The organism is Paraburkholderia dilworthii (assembly GCF_000472525.1).
GTDB lineage: Bacteria > Pseudomonadota > Gammaproteobacteria > Burkholderiales > Burkholderiaceae > Paraburkholderia > Paraburkholderia dilworthii.
The window spans coordinates 71,491-87,856 of record NZ_AWZT01000032.1 but is presented as its reverse complement, the minus strand read 5'-3'; the positions used below and the strand labels follow the sequence as shown (position 1 = coordinate 87,856).

Below are 16,366 nucleotides of genomic sequence, written 5' to 3'. Positions count from 1 at the left end.
GGATCGACGGATCTGACTTCCGCTGGGGCTCAATGGAGGCGACGGCATGATGCAAACCGCTTACCAACATTGATCCCACTGGGAGCGTCCGAAGCGTGGACGATGGTCTGGAAGAAGCCGCAACTGACTGCTGCGCCCCGAGCGCGCCCAAAAGCGAGGCTCTCCATGCCTGTCCGACCAATGCGTGCAGCGTGCCGTGATTGATGAGCCGACTGCGGAAAGAAGCGTGACCCGCGCAAACGACGTTTCCGAAACCGAACCATCGGAGATCGGCCCTTGACATCACCGCCCAATTAAAGAAGCGAGTCGTTATGACCTCCACGCGGCGTATCCGCAATCGCTCGTTGCTCGACCCGACCGGATCGAAGTCGCGGAGCGTGTCCGATTCGACGGCACGGTCCAGACCCGTCTGGACGAGGACGCCGTGCTCAAGGCGCTTTCACAGCTACGAAACCGCGACGTCGAGGCAGTGGTAGTTGGTTTCCTGCACGCGCACGTTAATCCTGCCCACGAACTGCGGGTGCGCGAATTATTGGAAGGTACGGGTTGGCGCGTGTACACGGTTCTTTCGCACGAAATCCTGAACTCCGAAGGAGAATACGACCGGTTCTCGACGGCAGCGGTCAACGCCTATGTAGGCCCGCGGCTTAACGGCTATTTCAGCCGATTTGAGAATCGCATGCGTGAGGCGGGAGCCACGTTTCCGATCATGATCATGCAGTCGACCGGAGGCCTCCTGCCGATCGACCAGGCCGGCGCCTACGCAGTCGGATGCGTGACCAGCGGACCCGCTGGTGGGGCGATGGCTAGCGCCTTGTACGCTCGCTTAATGGACGCCCCTCTGGTTGTCACATATGACACCGGGGGTACCACAACGGACATCTCGCTGATCGAGGCCGGTACGCCTCTCGAGCGCCGCAAAACCGAGCACGAAGAATTGAAGATAGCGGTGCCTTCGATCGACATCAGCGTCGTGCCACTCGGCGGCGGGAGTATCGCGCGGCTCGATTCCGGCGGCATCCTGACGCTTGGTCCCCAAAGCGCGGGAGCCGATCCTGGGCCGGCCTGCTATGCACGAGGAGGCACGCTCCCCACCCTCACTGACGCGAACCTGGTGCTGGGGCTGCTCTCACCAAAGACTTTCCTCGGTGGCCGGATGGGACTGAGCATGGAACTCGCCCGCGCGGCGGTCGAGACTCTCGCCAGGCCGTTGGAGCTAAGCATCGAACGAACGGCTTTGGCGATTCATGCGCTTGCCAATGTACGCATCGCAGAGTCAGTACGAACCGCCACGCTTAAAAAAGGAATGGATCCCCGCGATATGACACTCCTGTCGTTTGGAGGAGCGGGAGGTGTTCACGCAGCTTCAGTTGCCAGAGAGCTGTCCATCGGGCGGGTGGTCATTCCCCGCGAGGCGTCCGTTTTTTCCGCTTTGGGGTTTCTGTCAGCCGACGTGCGCCTCGACGAGCAGCTTCCGATTGGAGCGCAGCTCGGCGCCGAAGCGATCCCCAAGCTCCTGGCTGCCCTGGATAAGCTGAAAGATGTTGCCGCCAGGCGTCTTGAGGCGTGTGGCTTTGGGCCCGAAAGGTCTCGCCTCACGCTTTTCGTAGACTGCCGCTACAAACGCCAGACCTCAACTCTTGAAGTTGCGATTCCTGCTGATATAGCCGACGCGGACCTTGCCGAGTTGATCCGCCAGTCTTTCAGTCAGCGATATCAGCAGTACTTTGGCCACATCCATGCGGACGAGGAGCCGTTCATCGACGTGTGTCGGGTGTCAGCCTATGGTGTCGTTGGTCAGAACAATCGGCTGGACGAGGGAGGGAGTGCAGGAAACAGTCTGCCGCGTCCTGGCGGCTTTTCAGAAACGCGCGACATCTTCATGGACGGTTGGTCTACCGTGTCCGCTCATTGGTTTGACGAACTCCTGGTCGGCACAAAGATCTCCGGACCGGCAATTATCGAGTCCGCTACAACGGCGATTCTTGTGCCGTCTTTCGTGGTTGCAAACGTGGATCGTCTCGGCAGCCTTGTGATCGAACAAACAGCAAAGGGAGGTCGCTCCTAATGGATGCAAACTCGAATACAGTTGACCCGCTAACTCTCTCGGTCGTGCGACACAAACTGATCTCTGTTGCCGAAGAGGTCGTGGAAGTGATGACCCAGACCAGTTTTTCGCCGATTCTCAATCAGTCGCGCGATTTTTCGTCCGCAGTCCTGAGCGGAAAAGGCGAAGTCCTGGCGCAGGCTGAGAGAGTGCCAATCCACATGGGTGCGCTGTCATTCGCCGTGCAGGCGATGATTGAGGCCTTCGACGGAGAGGTTCGCAACGGCGACGTTATCGTTTGCAACGACCCATATTTCGGTGGTAGCCATTTACCTGACGTCACACTTGCAGCACCGGTCTTTGTCGACGGCGTGCTCACGATGTGGATTGCGAACCGGGCTCACCAGGGCGATATTGGCGGAATCTCTCCTGGCGGTTACAGCCCCTCCGCAACGGAAATCTGGCAGGAAGGGCTTCGGATCCCGCCAACAAAAATGGCAAGCGGCGGAGAACTTCGGACGGATTTCGTGCGCATGCTTTGCGTCAACTCGCGCACCCCCGACGACATGCGTGGCGACATGATGGCCCAACTGGCGTCCGTACAGCGAGGGGCTGCACGAGTGAGCGAGCTTTATGCGCGCTACGGTCTGCCGACAATGGAGGCAGTCTGCACTGAAATCCTGAACGCGGGTGAACGCTCCATGCGCCGCCAGTTCGGCGAATGGAAACGAGGCACATTCGAAGGAGTTAGCTATCTGGACCCGTTCACGTCGAACGATGATCCGGTGCCAGTTAAAGTAACAGTGACTCTTGATGGAACGTCCGCTGCCGTGGATTTCAGCGAATGCCAGGACCAGTTCGGTAACTTCATCAACAGCCCCTTGGCAAATACCATTGCCGCAGTCAATGTTGCCTTCATGTACCTCAGCGAAGCGCGCGAATCTCTCAATGACGGTAGTTCCAGAGCTGTCTGCGTCAAGACTCGCAAAGGAAGTTTCGTCGATCCTAGACCTCCCGCAGCAGTGGCCGCATGCACGACCCTGACTGCAAGCGTGATCATTGAAGCAGTGATGGATGCGATGGCCGAAGCTGTGCCTCACCGTGTCGTTTGCGGCTTTGCCAGAAGATTTCGAGTCGCCATCAGCGGAACAGACCGCGCTGGGCGTTCTTTCATCTGGCACAGCTTCGCGAACCGGGGTGGTGCAGGAGCTCACCAGGGCGGAGACGGCTGGTCCAACATTGGCGTTGTTCACAACCCGGGCGGCGCACCGTCTCCGAGCGTCGAGCGCACAGAATCGGCTTACCCATTTGTGGTGGAGGCCTATTCGCTCCGTCCGGACTCCGCGGGGACTGGGCAGTTCCGCGGCGGGCTCGGAGGTGTATATGCAATACGCTACGAGGGAACCACGCCAGCGCGCATCACGCCCACAGGAGACGGTGAAGTGATTGCACCGTACGGCCTTCGTGGCGGACAACCGGGTGCAGTGCATCACTACACCATCGAACAGGGCGGGAAGACGGCCACCTTAGGCAGCAAAGACGCAAACGCGACCCTGATGCCCGGAGCGGTGCTGACGCTGCGTTCAGCGGGAGGAGGAGGATTTGGCGATCCGAAACTCCGTGAGCCGTCCCTGGTGAAACAAGATCTCGAATATGGCTACGTAACCGGCTAAGTCCCGGTCGAGTATGTGCAGATGCCGGCCAGAGTATGGCCGGCTTTTACCTAAAGATTCGAAATGAAGAAGGTATTTTTCTTAATGCAATTGGCGTGCTAACAAACGTGCGAAGCATTTCAATTGCCGTGTCACTGCGACCACGCCACAGCGCGTCGCGCACCTTGACAAGGAGACGCCCTATCGCCGGATAATTTCCGGTAGGTTAGAAAAACAGCTGTACGCTCAAAGGGAAGATCGTATGGCGTGCATCTTCATGCTGATACGGAACCAGTCAAGAATCCTGGGTGACACCTGAGGGGCTATCGTGTGACCAGCGAGCGCATTCCACGAGCACTATCCGAAATCACGTCGATTATGGTCGATGGAACCCAGCCGCATTGGTCGAGCGCACCCGCCACCTGAACCCGCGTCAAGCTCGGACACTGCAAGGCAGACACAAATCTCCGGGCCATTTGACCGTCGCGCTCGCAGCGCTGCCAGGAGTTGACGACCTTCGGCAGAGACAACCCGAAATCGGCGCGGGTGGCGCCATTCACTGGACGTTTAACGGAGCCAACGGGGACTGTCTCGTCCGTTCCCTGTCGTTGCAAAAAAATTTTCCAACGCAGTTCCATGGCCGTCTCCCCAGTAGGTCAACCACTGCAGTTTAGACCAGGCGTGCCTCCCCCAGATTCTGTCCACTCGCAACGACATGGCCAGCGGCAATTCTGAACACCAACAGCAGCTGGCAAAACTGGAAGCGTGTCTGGGCGTTCCCGTACTCACCCGCGTAGGCAACCGGCTGTTTTTCACGCCCGTCGGCGAGACACTGACTAAGCGCGCTCGCGAGGTGTTTCATGAGCTCGAGCAGGCGCGTTTCGAAGTGGATGCGTTGACAAGCGGCATATCCCGAAAGATTTCCGTCGGCGCGGTCGCGACGGTGATGCCCGTCTTCGCGCCCGAACTCGTGATCGAACTGAAAAAGCGTGCGCCGCATGTGAACTTGAGCTTTTAGGAGGCGACCAGCGACCGGCTATTTCCGATGCTCACTGCCGGCGCGCTCGATTTCGCCTTGAGCCGCACTGCCCCGCCGCGCGCCGAAGCGGCGGCCTTCGCTTCGCATGCCGTTCTCGACAATCCATCGTGATGGTGTGCGGGCGCGATCGTCCGCGCGCTGTGCGCCGCACGATCGGCCCTGCTGACCTCTCCGGACTGCCGTGGATTCTGCCGCCGTGCGGAAGCGCTAGGTTTCTCGCGCCCGAGGCGTGGATGCACGCGCGCGGACTCGAGCTTCCCGATGGATGCGTGCAATCGATCTCGTTGCAAGCCAATGAAGCGATGATCGCGGCGTATCGGTTTCTCGCGTTGATGCCACTCGCAGTGGCGCGTCATGGCGTGAATAGGGAGAAGCTCGCAATCCTTCCGTTGGAAGGGACACGTTTTCTCGAGACAGTGCAACTGTTCTATATCGAGACAGTTGAAAAGCAGCTCTCAACATTGCTGCTGACGCAGGAGGCTGAGCCTCGCAATGGAGCGCGACTGGGTCGGGCAATCCGGCAACTCCGTCGCGGACAGCGGCTGACCCGGCGCGGCCGCTGACAGGCGACGACACGCGGCATGAGCCGGCTGTGAGTCACCAGCTTACCAAGCGAGGAAAACGTCATTGACAGCGCAAGTGCGTGTAAATTCGGATCCAGTGGCTTGCGACCCGCCACCGCGTCTTCGAATCGGTCGCCATCGAGTAAGTCCTGCAGTCTTACAGGAGCCGGTATGAACACGAAGCACAACAAAAGAGAACATCTCGAAGCCGCAGCGTCACATCACGAGAAGGCAGCGCGATATCACCGCGAGGCGTCGCGTCATTTCGAGGCCGGCAAAGACTATGCTCACGCCGCCCTCCAGTCGATGATGGCCCAAGGCCACACGTTGCACGCGATCGCTCAGGCACACGATGCCGGTGCACACAGCGCCAGTACCCCGCCGGCAACGCCTGCATCGGCCGGCTCTGGCAAAAGCAGTGAGATCGCGGCAAAACATCATTCAACGGCAGCGGAGCTTCACGACCAGGCCGCGCAGCATATGCGCCACGCCGTCAAGCTCTTCGATCAGGACCGCAGTGCAGTCGCCCACGACGCGCAGCTAGCGCTCTCCCTTGCACTGCGTGCCTTGTCCCATGGCAACGAAGCAGCCAAGCTATTTGTGAACGTCGCTTCCGTCGGAGCTTCCTGAGTGATGTTGTATGAACTGAAACCGTCACATTGTGTCTGACCGAGTGTTTCGGATGGAGCGGTTCCGTTGGTCTCGCTTATTGAGCATAGCGAAGGCTGAGCCGCTGCCTTCCCCGGCACCGGCGCCATATAGCATTGGGTTGTCTTGCAAATCGGGGGCGCAGACCAGCCATAAAAGATCCGCGCACGGCAAAATCCAGCGTTCCACTCACCCGGGCTATGCCTTTTCGTCCAGCCAGTCTGCCGCAATGGACTTCGCATGAGCGACGGCCTCGTGCGCGTTAAGGAACACGCCGAGCTGTTCCCAATTCTCTTCGGCCGCGTAAGTCCCCTTCATACCGAGTGCCCTTTGCACGCGTAACTGCGCCGAGTACCTGCCGTCCTCCAGTGGTCGAGCAGTTGCGATGACTTTGTGCGGGAGACCTGATCTCTCCGGCTGAATCAACTCGACAGGACCGCCCGGCACGCCAATGTTCTTCAGCTCGTTCCTCACTTTGCAGTCTGGGCAGTAGAAGCACCACCCCTCGTTCTCGCGAATGGATCCGACCTGCCCGCGGGCCAGCACGGCACGACATTCGACGTTTTCGCAGATGAACGGCATAGCAGTCTCCGGAGTTGTTTGCGAGAAAATCCTAGCATGAGCACCATCGCCCAACCATCGGCATTGTTGCCGTGCCTGTTCCGCGTGCTAGCGGCCGAAATCAAGCCCGGCGCGTTGTCTAAGCGGCCGGTTTCGGGCAGGCCTGAACTCTCGACCCCGAAAGCGGCATGTAGCCCGGTCGGCGGCGTGCGCGCGTTTGTCACTCTTACACGCTTCCCAGGAAAACCCTCAAGCGCGGGTGGGGGTGATCGCGGTACGCGGGCGCAGCGTTGCCATGATCAAGTACATTCCGCCGCCGATCAGCACGCCGAAGAACCACCCATAGCTATTCCACCAGACCGGCAGCAGGTTGGTGAAGTTAGGCAGGAAGGTAGAAAACACGCTGCCGACCGCGGCGGAGACCAACGCGTTGACGTTCCAGCCGCCTTCGTAGCGGTACTCGCCGTGCTCCTGGTAGAGCGCCGCGACGTTGATGTTGCCCTTGGCCACCAGATAGTAGTCCACCAGGATGATCCCGAGCAGCGGACCCATCGTGGCACCGATGGCGTTGACGAAGTGTGCGGCGTTGCCTTCCCACGGCGCAAATGGGTAGAGCACCAGCGCGATGATCGCGGCGATGTAGCCGCCCTTCTTGAAGCTTATCTGCCGAGGGAACACGTTGGAAATGTCGAACGCCGCCGACACGAAATTGGCGACTACGTTGATGCCCAGCGTGGCGACCGCGAAGGTCAGCGCCGCGATGAATGCCAGCAACCAGCTATCGAACTTGGCCGAGATCTGCTCGGGGTGCAGCAACACTTCGCCGTAGACCTTGAAGGCAGCGATGGTGGTAACGCCGGCGACCAGTGAGAACGCGATGAGGTTGACCGGCAGGCCCCACAGATTTCCTTTCTTCACTGCATCGCGGTTCTTCGCGTAGCGTGAAAAGTCGCAGAAGTTCAGGTACAGCGCCGCGAAGTAGGTGATCCAGGTCGCACCCACTGCCATCAGCGCCCAGAACGAGCCGGGCTCGCCGCTGACGCCGGCATCGCGGGTCTTCTCGAGCAGCACGTTCATCGGAATGCCATGGTCGAACGAGAAGCCTCCGGCCTGGACGCATAGGCCGATCGCCAGGATGAGCATCGCGAGCCACACCGCCGGACCGGCTTAGTCCTGGAATTTGCGCACGGTTTCCATGCCCTTCTGGATGATGAGCAACTGCAGCGCCCAGATGATCGCATAACAGATGACCTCCAGCCCGGAGTGGCCGAGGAAATGCGTCCCCTTGTGGAACGCCATCATGCTGTCGCTGCGGATCAGCAGCGCGACCACCGCACCCGATGCGGCAGCCGTCTGTGCGCCGTACCAGAAGCAGGCCACCACGGCGCGAACCAGTGCTGCCAGGTTGGCGCCCCAGACCCCGAAAGAGGCGCGCGCCAGCACGGGGTAAGGCACGCCGGTCTTCTCGCCGGCGAAGCCAATCAGGTTCATCAGCGCGAAGATCACCAGCGAGCTGAGCCCGATCGCCAGCAGGAAGTTTATAAAGCTACCGCACAGCAGGAACAGGCTCGCGGCGAGGTAGTAGCCCCACAGGCTGTGCACGTCCGAGGTCCAGACGTTGAAGATGCTGAAGGCACCCCAGTTGCGCTGCCTGGCGGGCGCGAGATCTTCGTTATAGAGGCCGGAGGAAGGATCGCGGATTTCCATCTGTCATCTCCTTTGATCACGTCGAACCAAGGAAGCACCGCCGGACACACCTGGGCGGAGATGCCCCGCGTTTGAAGCCAGCTGGCATGCAGCATACTGTATGTCCTTTGGCGCAGCGTCTCGAATGGGTTAACCCTGATCGAGACGTATGCTGGCATCCCTTTGTCTTCATGGTCTTCACAGAACGGGATACAGGTAGACGGATAACACGTCTTAAGAACCCTGCACCTGCTCTGACGCCGTCACATCCAGAGTAGAAGGCCATTTGATACGTGACTGGCAGATGTGTGGCGGCAAAACAAAGTATTTGCCGTGTGCGCCGGCCCAAGCGAACGCAGTTGCGTTATTGGCGACGCTTTGACAGCGTTTCGCACTGGCGAAGCTGTCGGCTACTTGTTGCAGAAACAGCTAGACAGAAGAGTGCGACTTCATCAAATCGAATATCGATTCTGTGGGCCACGGACATATTGCGTTTTCGCGATCTCAAGTAGCCTCTCGCGAAATTCGTCAAATGCCACAAGTACCGACTGTTCGTCGGATCCCAGTGCCGGTTGCAGGCCTTTTAGCGTTGCGCTGCCGACCTGAAACGTGATTTCCCGGGAATCGTCATATCCCAGTACGCAGCAGCCATACGGGGCTTCCGCGGGCACCGGCACGTTATCGGCCATGGCGCTGCCCTCGCAACACACTGTGCTCGATCGAGAGCTAGGGCCGTTCCGCGACCCCGCAAGTCTAAATGGACGTTCGAAGGGGCTTACAAAATCATGCTAAAGAAAAATATGTCGGCAGCCGTTAAAACGATCAGCGCTCAATATCGGCCGTCAGAAGCGGCAAACCGGTGATAATCGCCTTCCCGGTATGGACTTCTAGTTCGCTTGAGCGTGCGCGACGCGGGCTACGCGAAGACCATCAATAAACGTCGAAAATAAAAAGCCACCGCGATCGACCATGAGACCAGAAATACTGGGGCACGCAAGCGCGCCCACCATCCCGAGCAGCTCTGCTGACACGGCGGTCGTATCGCTTCCATTACCCGTCGTTCAACTGACGCCAAAACAGTTGAAAGTCGAGATTGCGTTGCGTGTCTGTACCGCGACCGCGCTTTCTATATTTCTCGCTTCCGCGATTGTCCAGTTGATGAAGGATCCTTCGCGAATCACCTTGCTGCTTTTTGCATTCACCGCGCTCCTGGACATGGGATTGGTCGTGTCCACCCGCATCGCGCGCGAGCGGGACTGGGCGCCACTCAGCATGGTGATGACTATGTTCGGGACCTTCTATTACGTCGCCTTTCGATTGGAGCCAGGCACTCATCTAATTCCTGAAGTGGCAGCCGCCGGATTGCAAATCACCGGCTGGGTCATCCAAATCAGTGCAAAGCTCGCGCTGCGGCGCTCATTCGGGCTTCTGCCCGCAAATCGAGGAGTTGTTGTACGCGGGCCTTATCGCGTAGTGCGCCATCCGATGTACATCGGATATTTGATTACAGACGTCGGCTTCCTACTTCCGAACTTCGGAATTCAGAATGTCATCCTGATCGCATTGCATTTCGGCGTGCAGGCTTGCCGAATCATTCGGGAGGAACGTGTGCTCTCGAAGGACCGCAGTTATCGCGAATACATGAGCCGCGTCCGGTATCGGTTGATCGTTGGTGTGTTCTGAGAATGCCGGCGAGGAGCAAGCAGGCTGCAAGCTGATTCGCTCGAGCCACGTTGCCAGGGATGCGACGATCCCAAGCAAGCGCATGGGCCCGGTTTGCCTGATAGTCTGGAGATCCGCTATTTCGCCGGATTTGCCTACTGATGGTGGACGACGCCCGTCCAAGCGCGCTGGCCACCGAACGGAATATTCGCGTGATCGATTCTCACACAGCGTTTTCCAGATCATCAAATATCTTACGAGCAGGAGTTCATCACGTAATTGCAATCTCATTTGAACTGTCCAAAATCTCATTTAAAGCGGCGGGATCTCAACTATTGAGTCGTCTTATGGCAAAGACAGTGGCGGCGGACGGTTCCCTTCCGACCCTTCTGTACCGGACATCATCCTTAAATCCGTACAGGTACTGTACCGGCAACGCTCGCTAGAATGCTCCAAAGTCCCCGCCCGACCCCGGAGTCCGTCATGTCTTACTTCACGCTCAGCGCGCTGCCCGCCGGCATTCTGTTCGCCCTCGTCACCACCATCACGCCGGGCCCGAACAACACGATGTTGCTGGCCTCGGGCGTCAACTTCGGTTTTCGCCGCACGCTGCCGCATCTGTCGGGCATTAGCGTCGGCGTGGTGCTGTTGATGCTGTCGGTAGGTATCGGCCTCGGCGAAGCCTTCATTCATTTTCCGGTGCTCTACATGGTGCTGGAAGTCGCGAGCGTCGCTTACCTGCTCTATCTCGCGTGGAAGATCGGCACGTCCGGCGAATTGAAGGTACGGCAGGGCGAGCGTCGTCCGATGAAGTTCTACGAAGCCATCGCTTTCCAGTGGGTCAATCCGAAGGCGTGGATGATGGTGCTGACCGCCGCCACCACGATTCACCTGAGCGAGAGCTACAGCATGAACGCGATTGCAATGGCTGCGGTGTTCTATGTGATCGGCTTTCCATGCATCTGCCTGTGGGCGGGTTTCGGCACTGCGATGCGCCGTGTGCTGTCCGATCCGAAGCGTCTACGCGTGTTCAACATCGCGATGGCGCTGCTGCTGGTGTGCTCGCTCTATCCGATCGCACTGAAGCTGATCGACGCAACGAGCGCCTGAGCACCTGAATGCCCGAACGCGGCTAGATCGCTCCACGCCCTACCTGTTCGATGAAGCGCCACAACGCGTCGTCGGTCGAATAGGGGGCGTTGAAGCGGAACCATGCACTCGGCGCGTCGTCGGGACGAAAGTAGGAGCCGGGCGCGAGCCAGATGCCGTGCGTGAGCGCGGCGGTCGCAACGTCGCCAGCGCGCGTGGGATCGACAGGCAGGCGCGCCCACAGAAAAAGCCCCGCTCGCGGGCGATGAAACACTTCGAGCCCAAGCGAATCCAGCCGCTCCTCGACGGTTGCATGCGCGAGCTTCAGCCGCTCGTTCACGGCTTCCACGTGACGTGCGTAGCGCCCTTCGAGCAGCACCTTGTCGACGATCCGCTCGATCGCTTCCGACGACGTCAGCCCCACCGCCATCTTCGTGCGCGCCAGTTCGCGCAGCACCGCGCGCTCAGCGACCACGTAGCCGCAGCGTAGGCCCGGGGTGACCGTCTTCGAAAAACCGCTGACGTACAGCACGCGCTGCAACCCCTCCATCGCGGCAAAAAGCGGCGCGCCGGGCGGCGCGAGTTCGCGGCTCACGTCGTCCTCGATCACCCACATGCGCTGACGTTCGGCGATCTGCAGCAAGCGAAACGCGGCCGACATGCCGAAAGTCGCGCCGGTCGGATTCTGCAGCGTCGTGTTGACGAAAATGGCCTTGGGCTTGTGCTGCGTGACGAGCGTTTCGAGCACATCGGTATCGACGCCTGCGGGCGTGCGCGGCACGCCATGCACGACAAGCCCCGCGAGCTTGAGAATTTGCAGCAGATTGCAATAACCCGGATCTTCGACGATCACGGAGTCACCCGCGCGCAGCAACGTACGCACGATCAGATCGAGCCCCTGCGTCGCGCCTTGCGTGAGCAACACATTGGAGACGTCGACCGGCAAGCCGCGCCGGTCGAGCTGCTCGGCGATCCGCTCGCGCAACGGCGCGAACCCGTATGGATGACCGTAATCGCCGAGCCGCGCCGCCGGCACACGGCTCATCGCGCGCAGCGCGTGTTGCAGACCTGTTTCGTTGATCCACTCGTTCGGCAGCCAGCCCCCGCCTGACTTGATCGGCACCGAATGATCGGCGAACACGTCGGACAGCAGCCATGTCGCGGTGAGGCTCGGCGGCTGCCAGTCGGTCACCGCGGCCCGCACGGGCGACGAGCGCGCCGCCACCCGATACCCGGAGCCGCGCCGCGCGACCACGAGCCCCATCGACACGAGACGGTTGTACGCCTCGGTGACCGTGAACGTGCTCAGTTCGTGACTCTGCGCCAGTTGCCGCACCGACGGCAACAATGCGCCCGCGCGCAGCGACTGCGCCTCGATAGCCTGGGCGAAGCCTTGCACGACCTGGTCGACGAGTGTCGGGGCGGCGCGCCGGTCGCGCTCAAGGTTCAATTCGATCATGGTCAGGACGAAAAAGCCGGCCGCGGCGAACGGCCCCGAGTGAATGACACGGAATGAAGCGCGCGGCAATCTGCTGTTCGACGCCCCACCCGCGCGATGCCGTCGACACAGTTGCCGCGAATCCACCAACACAGTTAGCGCGACACTGCGCCAACTGTTTATGCCGCCATTAAACCGCGAACGCTACAGTTTTGGCTATGCCCACGGAAAGTGCCTTGGGGACGCCCGAACCATACGCTCGGGCGCCCCACAGGAAGTGTCCTTGGGGAAACCACTTCGAGGAGAAACCCCCATGACTTCGCGCCCCGTCATCGACGATCTGTCGTCTTTCTGGATGCCCTTTACCGCGAACCGCCAGTTCAAGGCCGCGCCGCGCCTGCTGGAATCGGCGAAGGGCATGTATTACCGCAGCACGGACGGCCGCGAAGTGCTCGACGGCTGCGCGGGTCTGTGGTGCGTGAACGCGGGCCACGGCCGCGATGAGATCGTCGCCGCGATCACGCAGCAACTCTCCACGCTCGACTTCGCGCCGACTTTCCAGATGGGCCACCCGCTCGCATTCGAAGCGGCCACGAAGGTCGCCGAACTGATGCCTGATGGCCTCGACCGCATCTTCTTCACGAACTCGGGTTCGGAATCGGTCGACACCGCGTTGAAAATTGCGCTCGCCTATCACCGCTCGCGCGGCGAAGCGCAGCGCACACGTCTGATCGGCCGCGAGCGCGGTTATCACGGCGTGGGCTTTGGCGGAATTTCGGTCGGCGGCATCGCGCCCAATCGCAAGACCTTTTCCGGCGCCTTGCTGCCGGCGGTTGATCACCTGCCACACACGCACAACCTCGAACACAACGCTTTCTCGAAGGGTCCGCCGGCTTGGGGCGCGCATCTCGCGGAGGAACTTGAGCGCATCGTCACGCTGCACGACGCGTCGACGATTGCGGCCGTGATCGTCGAACCGGTCGCCGGCTCGACGGGCGTGCTGATTCCGCCGCAAGGTTATCTGCAAAAGCTGCGCGAGATCTGCACGAAGCACGGCATCCTGCTGATTTTCGACGAAGTCATCACGGGCTTTGGCCGCATCGGCAAGGCCACGGCGAGCGAATACTTCGGCGTCACGCCCGACCTGATCACAATGGCCAAGGCGATCAACAACGCGGCGATTCCGATGGGCGCGGTCGCGGCAAGCCGCACGGTGCACGACACGATCGTCAACGCGGGCGCGCAAGGCGCAATCGAGCTCTTTCACGGCTACACATACTCCGCGCACCCGGTTGCCGTTGCCGCGGCCATCGCCACGCTAGACCTGTATCGCCGCGACGGACTGTTCGAGCGCGCCGCATCGCTCGCGCCAACTTTCGAAGCCGCGGCTCACTCGCTGCGCGGCGCAAAGCACGTGAAGGACATCCGCAACCTCGGCATGATCGCGGGCATCGAACTCGAATCACGCGACGGCGCGCCGGGCGCACGCGCCTATGAAGCATTCGTCAAATGCTTCGAAGCGGGCGTGCTGGTGCGCTTCACCGGCGACATCCTCGCGTTCTCGCCGCCGCTCATCATCAATGAAGAGCAGATCGCGCACATCTTCAAGACGGTCGGCGACGTGCTGGCTACCGTGCAGTAAGCCGCATCGGAACAAGACCGGCTCAATGATGCGCGCGCGCAGCCCGCGTCTGAGCCGCCTTCTTGGCCGCAGCCGAACGGCCGGCCGCACCCTTGGTCGCAGCGGCTTTCTTTGCTGCCGCCGAGCGGCTCGCCGCCGGACGCTTCGCTGCCGCCGACTTTGCCTGTTTCGACATCGCCGAGTGCGATGCGCCCGCCTTGCTTTCGCGCTTCAGTACGTTGGTGGTGGTACGTGAGCGCTTCGCCGTCGACTCCTTGCTGGCCGTCTTTTTTGCAGCACCCTTCTTCTGTCCCGCGGCGCTGTCCTTTTCCGCCTTCTTGCGCGTAGCCTCGCTCGCGGTGCCCTTCTTCGGCGCCTTCAGATCGACGCCCGCGCGACGCGCTTCCGAGAGGCCAATGGCGATCGCCTGCTTGGGCGACCTGACGCCGTGCTTGCCGGCGCGCACCTTGTCCACCTGCTCCTTGACGAACTCTCCAGCTTGCGTGCTCGCCGACTTGCCGGCGCGTTTGTCGGCTTCGGCACGCCTCACGGTTTTCTTTTCGGGCATGACAGTTCTCCAATTGACTGTGGCCCATGTCATTCAGCAATGCTTGTGCCGGGGTCCTAACGCGACTTGCCAGGACTCGCGCCGTTCACGTGGACGGCGTATGGTGTCGTCAAGGGTCGGCGCTTGACCGGCCCGAACGGGAGATATCCATGAAGATCCCCACCGTGCGCGCGGGCGCGCATATCGAAGGCGTGCATTGGATCGCCGAATACGCGGAAGATGTCCACGAGATTCGCATCTTCCGCGAGGGGCAGGAAATCGACGTGCACGACGCGCCTTCGTCCCTGTTCGGCGACGAAGAGAACGCAGGCTCGAAAAGTACCGCCGATCATCGCGCGGTCGAGGCAGCCGTGCTGGCGTATCTGAGGCGCTTTGTGGCCGAGCACGACGCCGAGGAATAGTGCCTTCACCTATGCGCGGCCGCCGGTGAAACGTCCGGCGAACTAGCGCCTCGCAACGGCATCGGCGTCGGCTTTCGTGGACGCCTGCGGCATGGGCCGCCGCAGGCGTGGCGGCACGCTAGCGCCGCAAGAACAGGCTTATTCGGCGGGCCGCAGCTTCTTCACCTCGGCGTCAGAAGGCTGCACGCTCGCGCCGTCGATGTAACGATACGACGTCATCACGCCCTTGCCGTCCTTCACACCGGTCACGCCGACGTAAGCGCCCATCGTCGACTGATTGTCCTGCGCGCGATAGGTGATCGGCCCGAACGGCGTCTCCACGCCAAGGCCCTTGAAAGCCGCCGCGAGCTTGTCGGTATCGACGGAACCGGCCTTTTTAATGCCGGCCGCAATCGACATCAGCGCCGAATAACCGACCACCGAGCCGAGCCGCGGATAGTCGTGATACTTCGCCTGATAGGCGTCGACGAACTTCTTGTTGGCCGGCGTATCGATCGAATACCACGGGTAGCCCGTCACGATCCAGCCCGTCGGCGCTTCGGCGCCCAGTGGATCGAGATAATCCGGCTCGCCCGTCAGCAGCGAAACGACGCTGCGGTCCTTGAACAAACCGCGGGTGTTGCCCTCACGCACGAACTTGCCGAGATCGGCGCCGAACAGCACGTTGAAGATTGCGTCGGGTTTCGCATCGGCGATCGCCTGCGTGACGGCGCCCGCATCCACGTTGCCGAGCGGCGTAGCCTGTTCGGCCACGAACTGCACGTCAGGCTGCGCGGCGCTCAACAGCTTCTTGAAAGTCGCGACCGCCGATTGCCCGTACTCGTAGTTCGGATAGACGAGCGCCCAGCGCTTCTTCTTCAGTTTGGCGGCTTCCGGCACGAGCATCGCAACCTGCATATACGTGGAAGGACGCAGACGGTACGTGTACTTGTTGCCGTCGGCCCAAACGATCTTGTCGGTCAACGGTTCGGCGGCGAGGAAAAATATCTTCTTCTGCTTCGCGAAGTCGGTGAGCGCGAGTCCCGTGTTCGACAGGAAACCGCCGAACAACAGTTGCACCTGTTCCCGCGCGATCAATTCCTGTGCGACGCGAATCGTGTCGCCGGGGTTGCCGTTATCGTCGCGTGAAACCACTTCGAGCTTTTTGCCGAGCACGCCGCCCGCGGCGTTGATCTGTTCGAGCGCAAGATTCCAGCCGTTCTTGTAAGGCCCGAGAAAGGCGGGCTGCGCCTTGTAGCTGTTGATTTCGCCGATCTTGATGGTCTGCTGGGCGTTCGCGCCGAAGGCGGCGAACGACAGCACCGTCGATAGCGTAAGGCGAGAGATCCATCCTGCGCGCGTAGTCATGCGTTTCTCCGTATCAAAGGGATTGCGGGAATGCGTTGGTTTTC

The 16,366-nt window shown here is 60.7% G+C and carries 14 protein-coding genes and 1 pseudogene; 9 read left to right on the top strand and 6 right to left on the bottom strand.

Features of this window, described 5'->3' with window-relative positions; translation table 11 throughout:
* Positions 1-292: 292 nt before the first annotated feature.
* The 5 genes from F759_RS38425 (at position 293) to F759_RS42890 (ending at position 5,931) form a co-directional block, all read left to right on the top strand.
* Entirely contained in the window at positions 293-2,068 is a 1,776-nt protein-coding gene (locus tag F759_RS38425; RefSeq protein WP_274533487.1) for a hydantoinase/oxoprolinase family protein, read from the top strand.
* A complete protein-coding gene (locus F759_RS0124255) occupies positions 2,068-3,720 on the top strand; it encodes a hydantoinase B/oxoprolinase family protein (RefSeq protein ID WP_027802149.1) in 1,653 nt (550 codons plus the stop codon). Before F759_RS38425 ends, F759_RS0124255 begins: the two co-directional genes overlap by 1 nt.
* A gap of 694 nt (positions 3,721-4,414) precedes the next feature.
* Positions 4,415-4,717, top strand: a complete 303-nt coding sequence (locus F759_RS44290; RefSeq protein WP_244438899.1) for a LysR family transcriptional regulator — start codon at positions 4,415-4,417, stop codon at positions 4,715-4,717.
* 131 nt (positions 4,718-4,848) lie between these two features.
* Entirely contained in the window at positions 4,849-5,301 is a 453-nt protein-coding gene (locus tag F759_RS44285) for a LysR substrate-binding domain-containing protein (protein WP_244438900.1), read from the top strand.
* 171 nt (positions 5,302-5,472) lie between these two features.
* Entirely contained in the window at positions 5,473-5,931 is a 459-nt protein-coding gene (locus tag F759_RS42890; protein WP_027802148.1) for a hypothetical protein, read from the top strand.
* A gap of 216 nt (positions 5,932-6,147) precedes the next feature.
* On the opposite strand, the gene F759_RS0124240 is transcribed toward F759_RS42890, so the two are convergent.
* From F759_RS0124240 to F759_RS0124230, 3 genes and pseudogenes are all read right to left on the bottom strand, one after another.
* Positions 6,148-6,531: a hypothetical protein gene (locus F759_RS0124240; protein ID WP_027802147.1), complete on the bottom strand. Its 384-nt coding sequence runs from the start codon at positions 6,529-6,531 to the stop codon at positions 6,148-6,150.
* A gap of 228 nt (positions 6,532-6,759) precedes the next feature.
* A pseudogene (locus F759_RS38415) lies at positions 6,760-8,217 on the bottom strand (NCS1 family nucleobase:cation symporter-1).
* A 431-nt stretch (positions 8,218-8,648) separates the two neighbouring features.
* On the bottom strand, positions 8,649-8,885 hold the full coding sequence (locus F759_RS0124230; RefSeq protein ID WP_027802146.1) for a DUF1488 family protein: 237 nt from the start codon (positions 8,883-8,885) through the stop codon (positions 8,649-8,651).
* Between the two features lie 280 nt (positions 8,886-9,165).
* Between F759_RS0124230 and F759_RS0124225 the strand changes: the two genes are divergently transcribed.
* Positions 9,166-9,879, top strand: coding sequence for a methyltransferase family protein (locus tag F759_RS0124225; protein ID WP_244438898.1), 714 nt, complete (start codon positions 9,166-9,168; stop codon positions 9,877-9,879).
* A 462-nt stretch (positions 9,880-10,341) separates the two neighbouring features.
* Positions 10,342-10,968, top strand: a complete 627-nt coding sequence (locus F759_RS0124220) for a LysE family translocator (RefSeq protein ID WP_027802144.1) — start codon at positions 10,342-10,344, stop codon at positions 10,966-10,968.
* 22 nt (positions 10,969-10,990) lie between these two features.
* On the opposite strand, the gene F759_RS0124215 is transcribed toward F759_RS0124220, so the two are convergent.
* Complete coding sequence (locus F759_RS0124215) at positions 10,991-12,406, bottom strand: aminotransferase-like domain-containing protein (protein WP_027802143.1); 1,416 nt, start codon at positions 12,404-12,406, stop codon at positions 10,991-10,993.
* Between the two features lie 292 nt (positions 12,407-12,698).
* Between F759_RS0124215 and F759_RS0124210 the strand changes: the two genes are divergently transcribed.
* On the top strand, positions 12,699-14,027 hold the full coding sequence (locus tag F759_RS0124210; RefSeq protein ID WP_027802142.1) for an aspartate aminotransferase family protein: 1,329 nt from the start codon (positions 12,699-12,701) through the stop codon (positions 14,025-14,027).
* A gap of 22 nt (positions 14,028-14,049) precedes the next feature.
* Here F759_RS0124210 and F759_RS0124205 read toward each other — a convergent pair whose 3' ends face one another.
* On the bottom strand, positions 14,050-14,574 hold the full coding sequence (locus tag F759_RS0124205) for a DUF6496 domain-containing protein (RefSeq protein WP_027802141.1): 525 nt from the start codon (positions 14,572-14,574) through the stop codon (positions 14,050-14,052).
* A 149-nt stretch (positions 14,575-14,723) separates the two neighbouring features.
* Here F759_RS0124205 and F759_RS0124200 point away from each other — a divergent pair, with 149 nt between their 5' ends.
* Positions 14,724-14,975 (top strand): hypothetical protein, encoded by a 252-nt coding sequence (locus F759_RS0124200; RefSeq protein ID WP_006049586.1) that lies wholly within the window; start codon positions 14,724-14,726, stop codon positions 14,973-14,975.
* A gap of 138 nt (positions 14,976-15,113) precedes the next feature.
* Here the strand turns inward: F759_RS0124200 and F759_RS0124195 are convergent, their stop codons facing one another.
* Entirely contained in the window at positions 15,114-16,322 is a 1,209-nt protein-coding gene (locus F759_RS0124195; protein ID WP_027802140.1) for an ABC transporter substrate-binding protein, read from the bottom strand.
* Positions 16,323-16,366: the final 44 nt, after the last annotated feature.